This is a genomic window from Egibacteraceae bacterium, assembly GCA_035540635.1.
In the GTDB taxonomy this organism is placed as follows: domain Bacteria; phylum Actinomycetota; class Nitriliruptoria; order Euzebyales; family Egibacteraceae; genus DATLGH01.
This window is the reverse complement of sequence record DATLGH010000101.1, coordinates 15805-33682: the sequence shown is the minus strand read 5'-3', so window position 1 is coordinate 33682 and position 17878 is coordinate 15805. Positions and strand designations below refer to the sequence as shown.

Sequence of the window (17878 nt, the reverse complement as noted above, 5' to 3'; positions counted from 1 at the left end):
GTGAAGCCCACGGACGTGGCCGGCCTCCACAGCGCCGTGGGTCGCGCCGTGCACGTCGGTGACCTCCACGCGGGTCTCGCGCTGGGCGCGCACGTCAAGGTGGTCCTGAAACATCTGACGCACCAACTCGCGGCCGGTGGTGTCCAGGCGCTCCTCCAGCTCGGCGTGCGCCAACGCGCCCGGTCGGCACTGTCCAGCCAGTCAAGCACCGTGGCGAACCGTTCGCGGGAAGCGGCAAACGCGTCGGTGTCCCCAGCGGCCACACGCGCGCTCATCGTGACTGGCCTCGGCGGGCGGCCCGGCGGGCACGCAGCTCGGCGACGCCGGCGGCGGCCGCTTGCGCCAGGTCGGCTTTGGCGGCCTCATAGCGGGCCACCGCGGCGGCCACCTCCGCCACCTCGGCCTCGGTCAGGGTCAGCGTCTTGGTGCGTCCGGCCTCGGTGAACACCAACGCGGGGCTCTCGTGGGGGTCCCCCGAGGCGCAGCGGCAGGTTGCCTTCCCGCAGCGTCGCCGGAAGGTGGTCACGGTGCCGGGCAGCACCCATGGGTCGGGTGGTCGAGTGATACAGGCCATCGTACGCCCCTTCTGTAGTTGAAACCAACTACAGTCAGGAGAGCACGACGAGGACCGAAACAGTGGGAGGCTGCCCCGATCCGGCCCTCAGAGCGGGTTGACAGGACGAACGCGAACGTCACTTCAGGCGAGCCGCACCCATTTCTTTATCACCGGAGGCAGCCCTCATTCCGTCCGCCGGGTCGACGCCGCCGGGATCATCCACACAGTAGCCGGCACCACAAGCATCGAAGGGTCTCACGGCGACGGCGGCTACTCGCCGTTCGCTGCCCTCCACTCCCCCATCGGGATCACCCTCGACGCCGACGACAACCTCTACATCGCCGATAGCTACAACCTTCGCGTCCGTCGCATCGAAACGTCGTACCTGTGGGTCAGCGCCTCACCCGACCGCACCAAGGTCGGTGAGACGTTCACCTATGGCCTGACCCTCTCCGGCCTGCCCGCTACGGCGACGGGAGTTACGCTCACCGCCGAACCGGCTGCCGAGGTGTCGTTCGTCGACGTGACGGCCAGCCAGGGAAGCTGCGCCCACAGTGAGGGCACGGTGTCCTGCCAGCTGGGCACCGTGGAAGCGGGGGGTACGGCCACCGTCCAGATCACCGCCAACGCCGTGGGTGCCGGCATCATCCCCATCACCGCCATGATCGGCGCTGACGATCCCGATGCCATCCCCGGACACCGCACAGTCACCGCCTACACCAAGATCTCCGCCGAGGGCTGCGGACAGACCATCACTGCGGCCACCGTCCTCACCCATGATCTCGGCCCGTGCGTGGGCGACGGCATCATCGTGGGAGCCAACAACGTCACCCTCGACCTGGGCGGGCACCGCGTCTTCGGTTTCCCCGACCCGGGCGACGGCAAGGAGGCGGGCATCCGGCTCCCCAATCGCACGGGGGTGACGGTCAGCAACGGCACCGTGTCGGACTTCGACGCCGGCGTCGCCGTCTACGGCGGCCGGGCCAACACCGTGACCAACATGACGGTGCGCGACAACGTCGGGCCCGACACCGTCTTCGGCGCCGAGCTGGGCGACGGAATCTTCCTGTTCGACTCGGCGGCCAACCGCATCATCGGTAACACCGTCACGGGTAACGGAATATTCGACGGCATCGGCGTGTGGGGCCCCGCCTCGCGCCGAAACCGCATCGAGGGCAACACCGTCACCGGCAGCATCGGACCCTCCGATAGGGGCCCCGCCGGCCACGGCATTATCGTCAACGGCGCCGATCAGAACTCGGGATCGATCATCGGGACGGTCGTGTCTAACAACACTGTTCGCGGCAACGGCTCGGGTGGAATCGCCAACATCAACAACGTCGGCGCCAGCATTTTGAACAACCTCGTCGAGGACAACGGCTTCACCAACCAGGCCGGCAACGGGATCGGCGTCCAGATGGGGCCCTTCGCCAGAACTCAAGACAGCCGGGTTCGGGTCGAAGGCAACCAGATCCACGGCAACGCCGAGTCGGGCATCCGCATCATCAGCGCACGCAACACCATCATCGGCAACGACGCCTCCGACAACGCCGTCTCACCAGCCGGTGGGCGCTGGGGTCCTGCCTTCGATCTCGAAGACCGCAACCCCGACTGCGGTACCAACAAGTGGTCGGGCAACATCTGGGGCAACGGCGGCTTCTCCCCTGCCTGCACCACCACCGACGGCAGCGGCCCAGCTCTCTCCGCTGAGCCTGCAACCCAAGAGCCCTCTGTCGCTTCGACCAGTGCCTCGCAGGAGGCCGAGGAGACATTGCCGCCGTCTCGGCGGCGCCCGTCAGCGGCCGGCGAGTGAAGTCAAAGCACGCCCTGCGAGATCCGTCTCGTTGAGGGAGATAGGTCGCCGCTGGTGTGGGGTAGCCCTCCAAGGCGTTGCAGCGTTGCAGGCCACAGCCGGTGAAACGCAGCCGCAGCACTTTCCGCCGATCAACCGCCGTCGCGCGAATCGAACTTGGCCCCCGAGAGAGGATCGCTGACTTCGTCAAGCCCCTCTGCCACAGAAGACAGTTTCTGCGGCAGGCTGGCGGGCACCGGCTGGTGCGCGATGACCGGCGTTCCCGGGTGGGCGACCGAGCGTCGACAGGTGAGATACCCGACGGTCGTTCCGCCGTGCCGAAGGGTTCCTATATCCCCGGATCTTCGATGCTTGGGAGGGATGGGGGGTCCGGTGGTCTGGCGGCTCGGTGGGGCTTGTCCACAGAAGGGTCCGTCAGGGGTGGCCCGGACGCTTGCGGATCGGCCGTAGACGTTGTGGCAGTCAACCGTGCGGCGCCGGTCACGGTCGGCGTCGCGGCGCGCCTGGTATTCGGCGTTGGCATGGTCCAGCGACACCAGCGCCTGCCGAACGCCATCACGTCGCGGGCCTCGCGCGGCTCCGGGGCAGTCTGCGAGCTCCCCCGGCCATCACCGACCACCCGCTCTGGTGACGTCCGCGCAGGCGTCGGAGGGCCCGTCAAGACCGGCCGAACGGGGGAGTCCCGTCACCAGCCCGTCAAGAAGCGGGTCTGCAGGGCTCCAGTTAGAGCCTCGAAGGACCGCTCGAGAGGAAAACCGCTGGTCAGCGCGAGAGCCGGGGAGGGGATTCGAACCCCTGACCTTCGCTTTACAAGAGCGCTGCTCTACCTCGCTGAGCTACCCCGGCGGCAAGGCAAAGGGTAGCGGGGCGGCCGTGGCGGTCACCCAAGCGTCTCACCCGCACCGGGCTCCAGCGCCCGGGGCGACGGCCCGGACAACGGCCGCGGGCGCAGCGCCTCCTTCGGGTGCGGCCACACGCTGCCTACACTCGACCCATGGAACCGACCGAGGAGCGTCCGCAGGGATGAGACCGCCGACCGGCCTGGGCGAGCGGGAACGCGCGCTGCTCGACTTCGAGCGTGACTGGGCCGCCCACGCAGGCCGCAAGGGCACCGCGATCCGCGCCGCCTTCGGAATCACCCCCGCGCGCTACTACCAGCTGCTGAACCGGCTGCTCGCCACGCCCGCAGCGCTCGCCTACGACCCGCTCACGGTCAAGCGGCTGCGCCGGCGCCACGAGGAGCGCAGCCGCCGGCGCGGCAAGGGCGCGCTCGGTGAGCGCCCCGGTCAGTAACGGTCAGGCTGGATTCTTCGCGCATGGGGCGACACGCCGACCCGGACGCCCGCCACTTCTGGCGCTCGCTCGCAATGGCCGGCCTGCGGGCACTCGGGGCCCTCGCCCTCGTGGCCGGCGTCTTCGCCGCCCTGGCGAGCATCGACGTCGACCGCCGTTCCGCGGACGGGCCGGTCGTGCTCGGCCCACCAGGCAGCGACGACGACGAAACCGCCCCCGCACCCGACCCCACGCTGCCCGGACAGGCTGACGCGACGCCCCCCCCGGCGAGCGATCGCGAGCCCACGGCCGAGGGCAACCCGGACACTCCGCGTGCCGAGCCCGAGCCCGAGCCCGAGTCGCCGGCGCCCGACGCCGACGTCCTCGCCGCCGCGCCCCCGCCTGAGGAGACCACCGTCCAGGTCCTCGACGGGGTCGGCGGCTCACCCCACCTCGAACTGCTCGTCGCGACGCTCGAGGACCTCGGCTACACCGTCGTCGCCACCAACCCCGCGCGGACCGACTACGCCACCACGACGGTGCTCTTCAGCGCCGGCCACGAGGACGCCGCTCGCGCCCTGCAGGCCCGCGACCCGCGCGTCGTCGAGCGGCGCCCGAACTCCGGGCTGTCCGAGGAGGTGCACCTCCACGTCGTCCTCGGCGCCGACTGGCGGCCGTGATTCCCGGGCGCTACCGCTCGCGGCTCGAGCGCCGTGATCTCAGGGCGCTCCCGGTTGGCCACCATCCGCCCCCCGGGGCGTCCGGTACGATGTCGCGGAAAGCCCAGGTGGCAAGAGGGATGGGGAGCGCGCGGTGTCGGGTCTGCAAGCGTTGCGGATGGTGTCGGGGGCGGCCGCCTTCGGGTGGGTGATCCTCGTGTTCCCCGCGACGGTGACCGCCGCGGGGCCGATCCTGCGCCCGTCCGCGCAGTGGGTGTGGCTGCTCGTCGTCATCCTCGCCACCGCGGCCGCGGCGTTCTGGACCCGCCGGCTGCAGCGGCGCGACTCCGGGCGAACGGGCTCGGCGCAGGACGTCGCCGCCGGCTACAGGGAGCGCTTCCTCCAGCAGATCGCGACCGCGCAGCTGCCCGGCTTCCTCGCCTTCCTCTTCGCGCTGTTCGTCCGGCCCTACCCGGCGCTCGCGATCCTCATCGGCGTCATCGCCACGGCCGCGCTCGTGTGGTCCTTCGCGCCGACCGAGCGCAACCTCGACCGGCTGCAGGGCGAGGTCGGCGCCGGCCAGGGCGCCCGCGACGTCCGCGGCCTCCTCGACGAGATGTACACCTGGCGGCCGTAGGGCCGCTCACCGGCGAGCGGCGAGGAGGGCCTCGACGGCGTCGGCGAAGCCCTCGCCCATGGCGCCGGGCATCCGGAAGACGCGCTCGCCGATGTCGCCATGGCCGTTTGCGACGAGGAAGTACGTCCCGACCGCGCGGGCGATCGTGAGGTCCTCGAGGGAGTCCCCGCAGGCCGCCGCCCGCGTCGCGTCCAGGCCGCGAGCGGCGAGGTCGTCAGCGACCGCCGTCGCCTTGCCGACCCCCCGGGGCAGGAGGTGGTACGCGCGGACCCGCCGACCGGGCCACCCGCCCGTGGCCCCGTTGTCGACGAGGTAGGCCCACCGGCACCCTGCCTCGGCGAGGACGGCGTTCGCCTCGTCGACGTCGACGAGGCCGTGCAGCAGATGGCCGCCCTCCCGGTCGAGGTGCCACGGCGCGTAGTGGCGCAGCCGGCCCGCGAACGCGGTGAGCAGGGCCTCGACCGCGCCCGCCGCCTCCAGCGCGTCGTGGGGGTTGGCCGCGAGGTCGCGGGGGCACGAACCCCACTCGTAGGTGACCTCCCCGCCGCGCACCACCGTGCCGCCCGCCTCGGCGATGTAGTCGCGCAGGCCCATCAACCTCGCGTCGTTGGCGAGCTGGCGACGTCGTCTGCCGCTTACCGGCACGACGGTGATGCCCGCCGTCGCGGCGTCGACGAGGGCGCGGGCGCCGCGCACCGACGGTCGCCCGTCCGAGGCGGTCAGCAGCGACCCCTCGGGGCCGAGCAACGTCCCGTCGAGGTCGGTGTAGAGGACCTCCACCGGCGGCAGGCCGGCGAGGTGGCGCGCGAGATCGGCGGCGAGGCTCACCCTGCGAGCATGCCAAGGTGGAACATCCGCACCCAAAACGCGGCCGGGCCGGCGGCGACGCCACCGGTGGCTTGCGCCGAATGGCGCGCCCTGTCAGGGTGGGGGGATACAACTGCATATCACCATCAAGAGAGGTCGAGGGACCGGCCCGACGAAGCCTCCGCAACCACGCCACCTGGCGAAGGTGCGAACTCCGGCCCCTATCGGGGGGAAGATGGTTGGATCACCGCGACAGCCCTCCCGAGCGGGAGGGTTTCTGCACATCGGGGCACCGCTGTCGCGGGAGCAGGAGCGCAAAAGTGAGCTATGTGCTGGGCCTCAAGTGCCGCGAGTGCGGCACCGAGGTGGACCTCGCCGCCGTCCACGTCTGCGAGTTCTGCTTCGGCCCCCTCGAAGTGGTCTACGACTACGACGCCATGCGCGGCGCCGTGACCCGCAAGGCGATCCAGACCGGTCCCGACAGCATCTGGCGCTACGCCGACCTCCTGCCGGTCCTGGCCGGGTCGACGGAGCACAATCGCGTCGACCTCGGTGCCGGCTGGACGCCGCTCGTGCGCGCGCCCCGGCTCGGGGCGGCGCTCGGCCTGCGCGACCTGTGGCTGAAGAACGACACGGTCAACCCGTCGTTCAGCTTCAAGGACCGGGTGGTCAGCGTCGCGCTGAGCGCGGCTCTCCAGCTCGGCTTCACGACCGCTGCGTGCGCGTCGACCGGCAACCTCGCGCACTCCGTCGCGGCGCACGCCGCCCGCGCAGGCATGGAGGCGTACGTCTTCGTGCCCTCCGACCTCGAGCAGGCGAAGATTCTCACGACCGCCGTGTACGGGCCGAACCTCGTCGCCATCGACGGCAACTACGACGACGTCAACCGGCTGTGCGCGGAGGTGGCGGGTGAGTTCGGGTGGGCGTTCGTCAACGTGAACGTGCGTCCCTACTACGCGGAGGGCTCGAAGACGCTCGGGTTCGAGATCGCCGAGCAGCTCGGGTGGTCGCTGCCCGACCACGTCGTCGCACCGATGGCGTCAGGGTCGATGCTCGTGAAGATCGACAAGGCGTTCAGCGAGCTCGTCTCCCTGGAGCTCGTCACCGACACGCCGGTGCGGATCAGCGGCGCACAGCCCGAGGGCTGCGCCCCGATCGTCACCGCCTACAAGGACGGCTCGGGAGCGGTCCGCCCGGTGAAGCCCGACACCATCGCGAAGTCGCTCGCGATCGGCAACCCGGCCGACGGCTACTACGCGCTCGACGCGGTGAGTCGCACCGGCGGAACCATGGAGCACGTCACCGACGTGGAGCTCGCCGACGCCATGGGCCTGCTCGCCCGCACCGAGGGCATCTTCGCCGAGACGGCCGGCGGTGTCACGATCGCCGTGACGAAGAAGCTCGCGGAGTCCGGACGCATCGACCCGGAGGAGCGCACCGTCGCGGTCGTGAGCGGACTGGGCCTGAAGACGCTCGACGCGGTCGCCGGCCGCCTCGAGCCGACGTTCACCGTCGCTCCTGGCCTCGCCGACTTCAAGACCGCACTGCAACGGCAACAGGAGAGCACCCAGTGACCGCCACCGTCCGCATCCCCACCCCGCTGCGGTCCCTGACCGGTGACCAGGCAACGGTCACCGTCGAGGGACAGACCGTCGCGGAGGTCGTCAAGGCGCTCGACGCCGCCCACCCCGGGCTGGCGGGGCGGATCCTCGACAGCGACGGCAACATCCGCCGATTCGTGAACGTCTTCGTCGACGACGAGGACATCCGCTTCGTCGACGGGCTCGCCACCGCCGTCCCCGACGGCGCGACCGTGTCGATCATCCCGGCGGTGGCCGGGGGCTGAACGCCCGCGGCGCTGCGGCGCCCGAGCCCTGGCACAATCCGGCCATGGACAGCCTGCTCGAGGAGCGCGAGCGGACCCTCGCCGGGATCCTCGCTGGTCACCGGGCGCTGGTCGTGGCCTACTCGGGCGGCGTCGACTCGTCGTACCTGCTCGCGGTGGCCGTCGAAGTGCTCGGCGAGCGGGCGCTCGCCGCGACGGCGGTGAGCCCGTCGCTGCCGGCCGGCGAGCGCGCCGATGCGGCTGCGCTCGCCGCGCGCCTCGGCGTGCGCCACGTCGAGGTGGTCACCGACGAGGCCGACCGCCCCGAGTACCGCCGCAACGACCCTGACCGCTGCTTCCACTGCAAGAGCGCGCTGTTCGACGTCCTCGAGCCGCTCGCCGCGCGCTTTGCGGAAGCCACGATCGCCGTGGGCACGGTCACCGACGACCTCGGCGACCACCGGCCCGGCCAGCGCGCTGCCAGGGACCGCGGGGTCGCCACCCCGCTGGCCGACGCCGGCCTCGGCAAGGACGACGTGCGCGAGCTGTCGCGGCGCCGGGGCCTGCCGACGTGGGACAAGCCCGCGGCGGCGTGCCTGGCGAGCCGGGTGGTCTACGGGCTGCAGGTCACGCCCGGGCGGCTGTCGCGCATCGAGCGGGCCGAGGCCTGGCTGCGCTCCCGCCTCGGCGCGCACGCCAACCTGCGGGTCCGTGACCACGGCGAGGTCGCCCGCGTCGAGGTGGACCGCCACCTGCTGGAGCCGACCGCGATGCTCGCCGACGAGCTCGCGGCCCTGCTCCACGAGCTCGGCTGGCGCTACGCGACGCTCGACCTCGCCGGCTTCCGATCCGGCAGCCTCAACGTCGGCCTGCAGCCGCGCGACCATGCATGACCCGACCCTCCCGTGGGTAAAGTCGTCGGACGATCGATCTCCAACGGGGCGGCGGCGCAGGGCCCCAATATGGTGACCAAGCTCCACCACTGCGAACCCCCGCGCTTCCCCCCCAAGCGTGGGGGCTTCGCATGCCGCCACATCGGCGCTCGAGTGGCGAAGCGGTAGCGGCCCATCAGACGTCGCGCAACGGCTCCGGGCGGCCGGGATGCTCGGGGCCGTCCGCGGGGCGCCGGGGGACGAGCACCTTCCGGGTGAACTCGCACACCACCGTGCCGTCCTGCTTGTAGCCGATCGTCTCCACGGTGACGACCCCGCGGTCGGGCTTGGACCGTGACGCCTTCGTGTCGAGCACCCGCGTCTCGGAGTAGATCGTGTCGCCGTGGAAGGTGGGGTTGGCGTGCCGCAGCGACGACACCTCGAGGTTCGCGATCGCCTTGCCGCTCACGTCGGGGACGCTCTGGCCGAGCACGAGCGAGTACACGAGGTTGCCGACCACGACGTTCCGGCCGAACTGCGTCGAGGTTTCGGCGTAGTTGCGGTCGGAGTGCAGCGGATGCTGGTTGTAGGTGATCGCGCAGAACAGGTGATCGTCGTACTCGGTGATGGTCTTGCCGGGCCAGTGCTCGTAGACGTCGCCGACCTCGAACTCCTCGAAGTACCGACCGAACCGCATGAGCTCGGGTCCTTTCGCCGGGCGAGGGATGACGCTACCGCAGCACCGGGAAGCGGGGGTCGTCGATGGCCACGCGACCGGTGGCGGCGCGGATGAACCGGTCCCGGCCGAGGTTGCGCGGCATCGGTCCGCCGAGCAGCGACTCGAGCAGCCGCTGGGTCATGCGCGCGGGCTCGGGCGCCGGCGCCGGAGCGAGGTCGAGGGCGACGCGCAGGTCGCCGTGATGCACCACGAGCTCGAGCACCCGTGTGGCCAGGTACTCGTCGAGGCACATGGGCCCGCGGGGTGTGGCGATCAGGTGGTCGGGGGTGAGGCCTCCCCCCCGCCCCGCGGACGTCCGCCAGCCGTCACGGAAGCGGGCGACGAGCTCCCCCGGTTCGACGCCGTGCGCCTCCTGCCGGGCCCGGGCGGCGATGGCCGCGGCCTCGGTGGTGAAATCGAACCGACAGTAGCCCACCCGGTCGACGGCCGGCTCTTCGGCGTCGACTTCGACGTCGAGGTAGACGGCGACGCGGGTAGCGGCGCGGACGAGGTGCGCGACGAGCTCGGCGACCGTCCACTCGCCGAGCGCCGGACGGCCCCAGGCCTCGGCGGGCACGCCTTCGAGCGTCTCCTCGACCCCGCGTGCCTCCTCCTCGAACGCGGCGAGCTCCGGGAACTCCATGGTCCGCCTACCCTAGCGAGCGACCGGGCTGCAATCCCGCGCGCTCGTGGAGCGGCGCCGTGGCGGAGGGGCCTCCTTGGACGTCAGCACAGACCAGGCGCGAAGACTCGTCGCGGCATGCCGGGCGGTCGTCGACGGCGCGACGCGCGAGCTCGCCGCCGGTTGCGTCCGCGACGGCCGGGTGGACACGCGCCGGCTCGACGGCGCCCAGGCGCTCGCCTACGACCTCGCGACCACCGCCGGCCAGGTTGCCGCCGCGGAGGAGATGCTCGGCTACGGCCGTCTCGGCGACCTCGAGGCCGCACTGACCGTCGGCTTCGCCGGCGACGTCGCCGTCAACCTCGCGGGCCGCCTGACCGGGCGTGAGGCGGACTGGGGCGTCGGGCCTGCCGGGTGGCGCGACGCCACGGCCTCGGAGGCCCTGGAGGCCGCGCGTTCCCCGGCGCTTGCCGAGGCGGTCGCGGAGCGGGTGCTCACGAGCCCCGAGCTGCCGCGCCACCTCGACGAGGAGCGTGAGCTCGTCCGGCGGACGTTCCGCGACTACGCGGCGGCGAAGGTCGTACCCGTGGCGGAGCGCGTCCACCGCGGCGACGAGGACGTGCCGGAGGCCATCATCAGCGACCTCGCCGGCATGGGCGCGTTCGGCCTGTCGATCCCGGAACGCTACGGCGGATTCGCCGAGGGCGGGGAGTCCGAGGACGACCTCATGGCGATGGTGCTCGTGACCGAGGAGCTCTCCCGCGGCTCCATCGGGGTGGCCGGCAGCCTCATCACCCGCCCGGAGATCCTCGCGCGGGCGCTCGTGCGCGGCGGCACCGAGGAGCAGCGCCAACGCTGGCTGCCGGGAATCGCCTCCGGTGAGCTCATGTGCGCGGTGGCGGTCACCGAGCCCGATCACGGCTCGGACGTCGCCGGACTGGAGGTCGCCGCCGTCCGCGACGGCGACAGCTACGTCGTGAGCGGGACGAAGACCTGGTGCACCTTCGCCGGGCGCGCCGACCTCGTGATGCTCCTCGCCCGCACCGGCCGGCCCGAGGACGGACACCGGGGGCTGTCGCTGTTCGTCGTCGAGAAGCCCCCGTACCCGGGGCACGAGTTCCGCCACGAGGGGCAGGACGGTGGGACGCTCCAGGCCCGCGCGATCAGCACGATCGGGTACCGGGGCATGCACAGCTTCGAGATGAGCTTCGAGGACTACCGGATACCGGCAGCCAACCTCGTCGGCGGCGACGACGGCCTCGGGCGCGGCTTCTACCTGCAGATGGACGCGTTCGCCAACGGCCGGCTGCAGACCGCGGCTCGGGCCCTCGGGGTCATGCAGGCGGCCTTCGACGCGGCCGTCGCCTACGCGAACGCCCGCCACGTCTTCGGCGTTGCCCTCGCCAGCTACCAGCTGACCCGGACCAAGCTCGCGCGCATGGCGTGGCTCATCGCCGGATGCCGCCGCTTCACCTACCGGACCGCCCAGCTGCTCGGGTCGGGCGGGAGGTCGGCTGCGGGGGGCCCATCCGACGGCCAACTCGAGGCGAGCATGGTCAAGTCGCTGTCCTGCCTGTCCGCCGAGTGGCTGACCCGCGAGGCCCAGCAGCTGCACGGCGGGATGGGCTACGCCGAGGAGTACCCGGTCAGCCGGTACTTCGTCGACGCCCGGGTGCTGTCCATCTTCGAGGGCGCCGACGAGGTCCTGGCGCTTCGGGTCGTCGCCCGGGGACTGCTCGCAGCGGCGGGCGGCTAGCAGCGCCTCGCCCGGCGCGGAGCAACTGCTGCGAGGGCCCGCCGGAGCTGTCGTCGCCGGCGTCCACCTGCCCGGTGTGCGGCGCCCACCCCACCGACGTCGTCACCGTAGCCCGGCGGGTTAGCGCACCACCCAGCGGGGAAGACGGAGAATGTCGCCGCCCGGCCTTCCGACCGACAGGATTCCAGATGACTGAGCAGACCACCGTAGCCCGCACCCTCCACGACGCCGGCCTCGCCGCCTGGTTCGGGGGCTCCCTCATGGGGGCCGTCGGCCTCAACGGCGCCTCCCAGGAGGTGAGCGACTACCGCGACCGGACCCGCGTCGCGAACGCCGGGTGGGGGCGGTGGACGCCGGTCAACGCCCTCGCAATCCTCGCCCACCTTGTCGGGGCCCTGCAGATCACCCGGACGAACAAGTCGCGCCTCGGGGCCCAGCGCGGCGTGGGCACCGCAACCGCGGTGAAGCTCGGCCTGACCACCGCGGCGCTCGGCGCGACGGCGTACTCGCGCGTACTCGGCCAGAAGGTCATGGACGCGGAGGCGACCGAGGCGCTGCAGGCGGCCGAGAACGGCTCCGGCACGGCGTCGGAGGGGCTGCCGGTCGAGGACGCGACGCACCCCGCCCCCGGCACGAACGGCGAGGTGGCGAAGGCCCAGAAGCAGCTGAACGCCCTGCAGTGGGCGGTGCCGGCCCTGACCGGCGCGACGCTCGTCGTGAACGCGAAGATGAGCGAGCAGCAGCGGTTGACCCAGCAGCTCAAGGGCATCGTGGGCCGCGTCAACCCGAAGAAGTAGCCCCCTCGTCCCGCTGCGCCGCCGGGCGGAACGCCATCCCGGCGGCGCGGCCGCGCAGGGCGGTCACCTCGGCCATCTTCCGGCTGGCCTCATCGATCATCTCGTCGCCGTACATCACCGCGCCGAGCCGGTCGCCGCGGGTTGCCCGCTCGTACGCGGCGAGGATGTCCTCGGCCCGCTCGTAGGCCTCCTGGCCCGGCGCGTACAGCTCGTTGGCGATGTCGATCTGCCCCGGGTGGATGACCCACTTGCCGTCGTAGCCGAGGATCTGCGTGCGCCGGGCCACCGTCCGGAACCCAGCGAGGTCGCGGATCCTCGCGTACGGGCCGTCGATGGCCTGCAGACCCGCGGTGCGGGCGGCGACGAGTATGCGCATGTGCACCCAGTGCCAGTGGTCGCCGGGGTAGTCGTCGATGATCTCGCCGACCGTCAGGCTCGGCATGCCCATCGCCGCCGCCATGTCGCCGGGCCCGAAGATGAGCGTCTCCAGGCGGTCCGACGCGTGGGCGATCTCGTCGATGAGGGTGAGGCCCGGGCCGTTCTCGATCTGCGCCTCGATGCCGATGCGGTGCTCCAACCCCTTGGTCTCCTCGATCATGCGCAGGAGGTTGTCGACGAACTCCACGTCGCCCGGGGCCTGCACCTTGGGGATCATGACGCAGTCGAGGTGCTCGCCGGCCTGCTCGACGACCTCGATGACGTCGCGGTAGGCCCACGGCGTATCGACCGCGTTGATCCGCACGACGACGGTCTTGTCGCCCCAGTCGTTGGTGCGCAGCGCCTCGACGACGTTGCTCCGGGCGGCGGCCTTCTCGCCGGGCGCGACGGAGTCCTCGAGGTCGCAGAAGACCTCGTCGGCGAGCAGCGTCGGAGCCTTCGCGAGCATCTTCGGTGAGCTGCCGGGGACGGAGAGGCAGGAACGCCGGGCGCGGGCTCGACCCGTGCCCTGTCCGGTGAGGTCGGCGAGCTCGCCCATGGTGTGCACGTCCTTCGTCGGGGCCTGCGGGCTGGCGGCGGTGACGCGCGCCTGTGCGGTGCGCAAGGCTACACAGCCGCTCAGCACCGCCGAAAACCGCCGTCGCCTACCCTGGCAGGTCGATGCCCCTCGAGACCCCGATCGTCGCGTACCTGCTCGCCCGCACGGACGGCGATCCGCCGCTGACGGCGGGTGTCTCCGCGCTCGTCGGCGGCCAGCCGGCACGCGCGGCGGTTCTCTTCGAGGAGATCGTCGCCGATGCGGACGACCCGGTCCGGCAGGTGCGCGCTGCCGCGTACCACCGTCTGGCCACCCACCTGCGCTGGAACGCCTTCCCCGGCGGGGGCGGAGCCGGGGCCACGGAGGTCGCCGCGCGGTGGGAGGCCGGGCCGTCTCCCGTCGAGCGACGCGCCGACTGGGCGGCGCGCGCCCGCGACCTCGACGACCCCGCGGTGCGCGACGAGGTCCGGACGGTCGGCGGCGTGCTGTGCGCGCTGCGCTCGGCGCGGCTCATCGTCGACTACGCCGCCGCCCGGCTCGAACCGCCCGACGTCGCCCGGCAGCTCGAGGACGCCGTCGCGGTGCTCGTCCCCCCGCGCGAGGCAGGCGAACCCGCGCTGCGCGCCTACGCCGACCTCGCCGCAGCCGACCTCGCGCGCCGCGCACGCCGGCCCGAGCAAGCTGCGGCCTCGCTGCGCGACGCGGCAGCGGGCTACGGGGCCGCCGGTGATGCCGTCGGGCTCGCGGCCTGTCACCTCGCGCGCGGCGACTGGCGGGCAGCGCCGGCGACGAGCCCGGTGACGCGCAACCTCACGATGATGGCCAGCGCCACGGAGTCGAGCGCCCTCGAATGGGCGCTCGAGGCGAGGGAGGGCGACCTCGCCGGCCTCGACGCGGACCGGGCGGCCGCCGCCTACGCCGACGCGGAGGCGGCGTTCCGCGACGCCGGCTCGGTCCGGGGCGTCGCCGCGGTCGCGCTGCGACGGAGCTATCTCGCCGGAATGGCCGGGGACCAGGCGCGCGCAGTGCAGGAGGCGGCGCAGGCGGCCACGACGTTCGAGGCGTGCGGGGACGGCTGGGGGACGTGGCTCGCGCGGGTCCACGAGGCGCTCGCCGGCGTCGCCGCGGGCCGGCTGGCGGCCGGCACCGCCGCCGTCGAGGAGGCCGGCGCGTGGGGTCGCGGGTCGGGCAGCTTCAGCTACGCGCTCGGGCTCGGGCTGCTGTGCTCGCGCAGCGGCCGGCGGTGGCTGCAGCACCACGCCGACGCCGAGCGTGCGCTCGCCGCCCACCGCCTCGCCCGCGCGCTCTTCGCCGCCCTCGGTGCGGTGACCGACGAGGTCCAGAGCATCGTCGACGCGGGCAGGGTCCGTCAGGTCCTCGGCGACGCCGAGGGCGCGCAGGCGTCCTACGAGGAGGCCCTGGACCTGCTCACCACCGACCTCGACGCCCGGCCGGTGGTCGCCGAGGACAACCGTCTGCGGGCGGTGACACTCGCACAGAACCTCTACGCGATGCAGCTCGCGAAGCGCGACCCTGACGGGATGGGCCGTGCGGCGGAGCGGCTGCGCGCCCAGGCCGCACGGCTGCCCGAGGCCGGCGGGGACGACCGGGTGGAGGGGATGCTCCTCGCCGCCACCGCCGGCATCCTCGCCCAGGCCCGCGTGCTCGTCCCGCTGTACCGCGCGGAGGAAGCACGCGAGTCGGGGGAGGACGAGGCGGTGGAGGCGGGCCTGGGCACGGCACTCGCGGCCGCGCGTGACCCCGACACCCCCGACGGCGACTTCCTCGAAGCCCTCGTGCTCGCGCACTGGCGGCGCGACGCGGAGGCCGCCGGCGCCTTCCAGCGCTACATCGACCGCGTCTCCGCGCCGCCGACCGGACTGCTCGGCCGCGTCCTGACGCGCATCGGCCCGCTGAAGGGCGAACGCGAGCTCGCCGAGCAGCGCATCCACGAGCAGGCGGGCGCCTTCTTCCGCCGCGTCCGTGACTTCCCCGCGGCGATCCGCCACTTCACCGCGCTCGAACGGAGCGCCGGCCCGCGGTGGTGGACCCGGCTCGAACGGCCGTGGGAGCTGCTGAGCGACCACGGCGCGGCCTGTGAGGGCGTCGGGGACCTCACCCGCGCGCTCGAGCTGCACGGCCTCGCCGTCGCCGAGCTGGAGAGCCGCCGAGAGCGTCTGCGCCGCGACGAGCTGAAGACCGCCCTCAGCGGTACGAGCGGCGCGGCGGCGGTGTACCTCGCGGCCGCCCGCACCGCCCTGCGGATGAGCGAGGCCGCCGCCGCGGCCGGTCGTGAGGCGCAGGCGGCGGAGCTCGGGGCCCGCGCGTTCGTCTCCGCCGAGCGGGGGCGCGCCCGCGGCCTGCTCGACCTCCTCCGCGCCGGCGCGGCGTTGGCCCGGGCGGCACCCGGAGAACGCGCGGCGGTGCGCGCCTGGCACCAGGCCAACGCGGAGCTCGCGCTGCTCCACGGCCTGCTCGCGACCGAACAGTCCTCGGCCTTGCCCGACCCCGACCGGCTCGCCGCCCTGCGGGAGCGCGCCGCAGCCGCGGAGGAGGACGTCGCGCGCCGGGAGGCCGACCTCGAGAGCGCCGACCCCGCGTTCGCCCAGGCCGTGGCGGTCCCCGAGGCCGTGGCCGGCCTCGACGACGTGCGCGCCGCGCTGCCTGCCGGGGTCGCCCTGCTCGCCTACCACCACGTCGACGAGGACCTCCTCGCATGGGCGGTGACCGGCGAGGGCCTCGCCGCCACCAGCCACGGCACCGTGCGCGCCGCCGACCTCGCCCGGGACGTCCGCGGCTTCACCCGCGCCTGCGTCGAGGGAGGCGCCTGGGAACGGCGCGGGGCAGGGCTGGCGCACATGCTGCTCGATCCGTTCGCCGGCGTGCTCGCGGCCACCGACCGGGTGATCGTCGTGCCGGCCACGGCAACCCACGCCATGCCGTTCCACGCGCTGCCGTGGCACGGGCGGCCGCTGGCGGCCACGCACGCGGTCTCGTACCTGCCGAGCGCGAGCAGCCTGCGCTTCCTCCCCACCCCCGAAGGCGGGCCTGCCGACCGGGCGCTGTGCGTCGGGGACCCCGCCGGCGCCGCCTGGCAGGAGCTGCCGGGTCAGGCCGCCGGACCGGCGAAGCCGCTACCGGCCGCGGCCGTGGAGGCGGCGTTCGTCGCTGCCCTGTTCCCCGACGCCCGGCTGCTCGTCGGCGGGGCGGCGACCGAGCCGGCGGTCCGGGAGGTCATCGGCTCTTACCCCGTCGTGCACCTCGCCGCTCACGGGCAGCTGTCCGACGAGGCCCCGCTGCTCACGTGCGTGCTCCTCGCCGACGGCCAGGCTTTGAGCGTCTACGAGCTCATGGGCCTCCGCCTCGACGCGGACCTCGTCGTGCTGAGCGCCTGCGACTCCGGCCGGGGCCGGGCGACGGCGGGCGGGGACGTGCACGGCATGACCCGCGGCCTGCTCGCGGCGGGAGCGCGGGGCGTGGTGGTGAGCCTCTGGCCGGTGCCCGACCGCAGCACCTGCGTGCTCATGGCCCAGTTCCACCGTCGGCTGCGCGCCGGCGTCCCGGCGCCCGTCGCCCTGAAGCGCGCGCAGGCGCACGTCCGCGGCCTCGACCGCGACGGCGAAGCTGCCGAGTTCCGGCGCATCGCCGCGGCCGTGGAGGACCCGGCGGCCGCGCGCGACGTGCTCGCACCCCTTGCCGGTGACGAGGACGACGGCGTCGCAGGACCCGGGGGGACCGGCGGGGCCCAACGCGAGCGCGCCCCCTACTGGTGGGCGGGCTTCACCTACGTCGGCCGGTAGGTGCGTGCGGTCGTCGCCGGGGCGGGCGGACGCAGAACTCGTTGCCCTCGGGGTCGGCCATCGCGACCGACGACCCGCCGCCCCGTCCGTCGTCGAGGTGGCGGGCCCCGAGCCTCTCGAGCCGGGCGACCTCCGTCGGGACGTCGCTGCCGGGACGTGGGGCGAGATCGGGGCGGAGCCGGTTCCTGCCCGTCTTCGGCTCGGGCACCTCGATGAGCTCCCACCACGTCGTGGATGCGCTCGGGTGGCGCAGGGCGGCGAAGCGCTCGCTGTAGCGCAGGACCGGCCAGCCGGTCGCACGCATCCAGAAGTTCGCGAGGTCGACCGAGTCGGCGCAGTCGACGACGACCGCCGCCAGCGGGCCCACGTCGCGGTGGGTCTCCCGCGCGTCGAGGACGCAGAACTCGTTGCCCTCCGGGTCGGCGAGCACCACCCACGGCGCCTCCTCCTGGCCGATGTCGGCCCGGCTCGCGCCGAGGTCGAGAAGGCGCGAGACCGTGGCGAGCTGGTCCGCGCGGTTTCCGGAGGCGAGCTCGAGGTGCACGCGGTTCTTGACGCTCTTCGGTTCCTCGACCCGCGTGAAGACGACCGCCGGCGCGCCGCCGTCGCCCCACGCCGGCGCATCGGTGACACCGACGCTTGCCTCCTCGGGAGCGTCGTGCGTCACCGCCCAGCCGAGCGCGCGCGCCCAGAACGCCGCCAGGCGTGGGGGGTCGGCGGCATCAACCACCACGGCGTCCAGTCGGGTCGGCACGCCGGCAAGCCTAG

Annotated in this window: 16 protein-coding genes, 1 tRNA gene and 1 riboswitch; of the genes, 10 read left to right on the top strand and 7 right to left on the bottom strand. The window is 73.3% G+C overall.

All coding sequences use genetic code 11. The features are described from left to right. Nucleotides 1-271: 271 nt before the first annotated feature. Nucleotides 272-574, bottom strand: a complete 303-nt coding sequence (locus VM324_15510) for a DUF6788 family protein (GenBank protein HVM00695.1) — start codon at nt 572-574, stop codon at nt 272-274. Between the two features lie 97 nt (nt 575-671). On the opposite strand from VM324_15510, the gene VM324_15505 reads away from it, so the two are divergent. Further along, the gene (locus tag VM324_15505) at nt 672-2369 is read left to right on the top strand and encodes a right-handed parallel beta-helix repeat-containing protein (protein HVM00694.1); all 1698 of its coding nucleotides are present in this window, start codon (nt 672-674) and stop codon (nt 2367-2369) included. A 772-nt stretch (nt 2370-3141) separates the two neighbouring features. Here the strand turns inward: VM324_15505 and VM324_15500 are convergent. After that, nucleotides 3142-3215: transfer RNA gene (locus tag VM324_15500), tRNA-Thr, on the bottom strand. Nucleotides 3216-3392: 177 nt separating this feature from the next. On the opposite strand from VM324_15500, the gene VM324_15495 reads away from it, so the two are divergent. From VM324_15495 to VM324_15485, 3 genes are all read left to right on the top strand, one after another. Continuing rightward, nucleotides 3393-3662: a DUF3263 domain-containing protein gene (locus VM324_15495; protein HVM00693.1), complete on the top strand. Its 270-nt coding sequence runs from the start codon at nt 3393-3395 to the stop codon at nt 3660-3662. Nucleotides 3663-3685: 23 nt separating this feature from the next. Continuing rightward, on the top strand, nt 3686-4321 hold the full coding sequence (locus VM324_15490) for a LytR C-terminal domain-containing protein (protein ID HVM00692.1): 636 nt from the start codon (nt 3686-3688) through the stop codon (nt 4319-4321). Nucleotides 4322-4454: 133 nt separating this feature from the next. Further along, nucleotides 4455-4937, top strand: a complete 483-nt coding sequence (locus tag VM324_15485; protein ID HVM00691.1) for a hypothetical protein — start codon at nt 4455-4457, stop codon at nt 4935-4937. 6 nt (nt 4938-4943) lie between these two features. Here the strand turns inward: VM324_15485 and VM324_15480 are convergent, their stop codons facing one another. Continuing rightward, nucleotides 4944-5765 carry a hypothetical protein gene (locus tag VM324_15480; GenBank protein HVM00690.1) on the bottom strand — a complete coding sequence of 274 codons (822 nt, stop codon included), beginning with the start codon at nt 5763-5765 and terminating at the stop codon, nt 4944-4946. A 119-nt stretch (nt 5766-5884) separates the two neighbouring features. Then, nucleotides 5885-5986: riboswitch (SAM riboswitch) on the top strand. Nucleotides 5987-6064: 78 nt separating this feature from the next. On the opposite strand from VM324_15480, the gene VM324_15475 reads away from it, so the two are divergent. The 3 genes from VM324_15475 to larE are packed head-to-tail and all read left to right on the top strand — an operon-like array spanning nt 6065 to nt 8462. Further along, nucleotides 6065-7318, top strand: a complete 1254-nt coding sequence (locus VM324_15475) for a threonine synthase (protein ID HVM00689.1) — start codon at nt 6065-6067, stop codon at nt 7316-7318. Continuing rightward, nucleotides 7315-7590: a ubiquitin-like small modifier protein 1 gene (locus VM324_15470; GenBank protein ID HVM00688.1), complete on the top strand. Its 276-nt coding sequence runs from the start codon at nt 7315-7317 to the stop codon at nt 7588-7590. Before VM324_15475 ends, VM324_15470 begins: the two co-directional genes overlap by 4 nt. A gap of 44 nt (nt 7591-7634) precedes the next feature. Further along, nucleotides 7635-8462: an ATP-dependent sacrificial sulfur transferase LarE gene (larE, locus tag VM324_15465; GenBank protein ID HVM00687.1), complete on the top strand. Its 828-nt coding sequence runs from the start codon at nt 7635-7637 to the stop codon at nt 8460-8462. Nucleotides 8463-8637: 175 nt separating this feature from the next. On the opposite strand, the gene VM324_15460 is transcribed toward larE, so the two are convergent. Further along, entirely contained in the window at nt 8638-9138 is a 501-nt protein-coding gene (locus VM324_15460) for a MaoC family dehydratase (protein HVM00686.1), read from the bottom strand. Between the two features lie 34 nt (nt 9139-9172). Further along, the gene (locus VM324_15455) at nt 9173-9802 is read right to left on the bottom strand and encodes a maleylpyruvate isomerase N-terminal domain-containing protein (protein HVM00685.1); all 630 of its coding nucleotides are present in this window, start codon (nt 9800-9802) and stop codon (nt 9173-9175) included. A 76-nt stretch (nt 9803-9878) separates the two neighbouring features. Between VM324_15455 and VM324_15450 the strand changes: the two genes are divergently transcribed. Next, nucleotides 9879-11537 carry an acyl-CoA dehydrogenase family protein gene (locus VM324_15450; protein HVM00684.1) on the top strand — a complete coding sequence of 553 codons (1659 nt, stop codon included), beginning with the start codon at nt 9879-9881 and terminating at the stop codon, nt 11535-11537. 188 nt (nt 11538-11725) lie between these two features. Next, nucleotides 11726-12334 (top strand): hypothetical protein, encoded by a 609-nt coding sequence (locus tag VM324_15445; GenBank protein ID HVM00683.1) that lies wholly within the window; start codon nt 11726-11728, stop codon nt 12332-12334. On the opposite strand, the gene VM324_15440 is transcribed toward VM324_15445, so the two are convergent. Then, a complete protein-coding gene (locus VM324_15440) occupies nt 12318-13376 on the bottom strand; it encodes a CoA ester lyase (GenBank protein ID HVM00682.1) in 1059 nt (352 codons plus the stop codon). The genes VM324_15445 and VM324_15440 overlap by 17 nt on opposite strands. A 56-nt stretch (nt 13377-13432) precedes the next feature. Between VM324_15440 and VM324_15435 the strand changes: the two genes are divergently transcribed. Further along, on the top strand, nt 13433-17110 hold the full coding sequence (locus VM324_15435) for a CHAT domain-containing protein (protein ID HVM00681.1): 3678 nt from the start codon (nt 13433-13435) through the stop codon (nt 17108-17110). Here VM324_15435 and VM324_15430 read toward each other — a convergent pair. Beyond that, nucleotides 17091-17864 (bottom strand): VOC family protein, encoded by a 774-nt coding sequence (locus tag VM324_15430; protein HVM00680.1) that lies wholly within the window; start codon nt 17862-17864, stop codon nt 17091-17093. The two genes, VM324_15435 and VM324_15430, sit on opposite strands and share 20 nt — an antisense overlap. Nucleotides 17865-17878: the final 14 nt, after the last annotated feature.

Coding starts and splice junctions, on each gene's coding strand:
- VM324_15510 (HVM00695.1), bottom strand. CDS start 574: ATGGCCTGTATCACTCGACCACCCGACCCATGGGTGCTGCCCGGCACC.
- VM324_15495 (HVM00693.1), top strand. CDS start 3,393: ATGAGACCGCCGACCGGCCTGGGCGAGCGGGAACGCGCGCTGCTCGAC.
- VM324_15490 (HVM00692.1), top strand. CDS start 3,686: ATGGGGCGACACGCCGACCCGGACGCCCGCCACTTCTGGCGCTCGCTC.
- larE (HVM00687.1), top strand. CDS start 7,635: ATGGACAGCCTGCTCGAGGAGCGCGAGCGGACCCTCGCCGGGATCCTC.
- VM324_15460 (HVM00686.1), bottom strand. CDS start 9,138: ATGCGGTTCGGTCGGTACTTCGAGGAGTTCGAGGTCGGCGACGTCTAC.
- VM324_15455 (HVM00685.1), bottom strand. CDS start 9,802: ATGGAGTTCCCGGAGCTCGCCGCGTTCGAGGAGGAGGCACGCGGGGTC.
- VM324_15445 (HVM00683.1), top strand. CDS start 11,726: ATGACTGAGCAGACCACCGTAGCCCGCACCCTCCACGACGCCGGCCTC.
- VM324_15435 (HVM00681.1), top strand. CDS start 13,433: ATGCCCCTCGAGACCCCGATCGTCGCGTACCTGCTCGCCCGCACGGAC.